This is a genomic window from Micromonospora sp. NPDC048830 (genome assembly GCF_043198215.1).
In the GTDB taxonomy this organism is placed as follows: Bacteria; Actinomycetota; Actinomycetes; order Mycobacteriales; family Micromonosporaceae; genus Micromonospora.
In genome coordinates this window covers 1-1,112 of record NZ_JBICUP010000143.1, presented here as the reverse complement: position 1 = coordinate 1,112, position 1,112 = coordinate 1, and the positions used below count along the sequence as shown (strand labels likewise).

General features: G+C 66.9%; 1 pseudogene. It reads right to left on the bottom strand.

The annotated features are described in order from the left end of the window. Window positions 1-25: 25 nt before the first annotated feature. Window positions 26-1,034 (bottom strand): annotated as a pseudogene (locus tag ACGFIZ_RS34290) (IS5 family transposase). Between the last annotated feature and the right edge of the window lie 78 nt (window positions 1,035-1,112).

Genomic DNA, 1,112 nt, shown 5'->3' with positions numbered 1-1,112 from the left:
CGCTAGGGCGCGTATCGAGTTGTGATCAAGGAGTGGTGTGAGTGAGGTCCTTGATCCAGATCATCGAGGCGCGGAGGTGGAGGCCGGCGAGGTAGCTCTCGGGGGTCTTGTCGTACCGGGTAGCGATGCCTCGCCAGGCCTTCAGCTTGTTGATCAGGCGCTCGACGGTGTTCCGCTCCTTGTAGAGGTCGGCGTCGTGGCTGACGGGTCGGCCGCCCTGGCGGCCCTTCTTCTTCCGGTTCGCGGCCTGGTCCCGCTTCTCCGGGATGACCGCCTTGATGTGGCGTTTCCGTAGGTAGGCGCGGTTGCCGCGGGACGAGTACGCCTTGTCCCCAGCGACCGCGTCGGGCCGGGTACGAGGACGGCCGACCGGTCCCCGGACCCTGATCTTCTTGAGCACGGGGACGAACTGCGGGCTGTCCGCGGCCTGCCCTACGGTCAGGACGAACGCCAGCGGGCGGCACTTCCGGTCGGCGGCAAGGTGGACCTTGCTGGTCTGCCCGCCCCTGGAGCGTCCGAGCAGGGCAGCGGTCAGCCTGAGCTTGTGCCGGCGCCGGAGGCGTCGCCGTTGCTCCCGCTCGGGATCGTCTTCCACGTCCTGTCCGTTTCGTTCTCCCTGTCCGCCCCCTTTTGCTGGGCCTTCTTCTTCTCCTGCTCGGCGGCAGCCTTCTCCATGGCGGCGACGACATCCTGGCCGAGGTGCATCCCGGCAGCGTCGTGATGGGCCCGGGCGGTCGTGGAGTCCACGCTGACCAGGGACAAGTCCACCTCGCCGCGCTTCGCGGCTTCCGCGATCAAGCCCTCCAGCAGGGCGTCGAAGACACCCGCGTCCCTCCACTGCCGAAGCGGTTGTGGACGGTCGGCCAAGCACCGAACTCCCTCGGCATCTCCCGCCACTGCCCGCCCGTCCTGAACCGCCAGATCACACCCTCGAACTGCTGTCTCAACCGCTCGGGGTACGGGCCGAACCTGCCGATCGGCAGGTAAGGCTCGATGAACTCCCACTCCGAGTCGGACAGTTGCACCCGCGTCATACAAGACGATCTACAGCATCACGCCTCGACCCCACGGACCAACCCCATAGATTGATCCCAACTCGATACGCGCCCTAG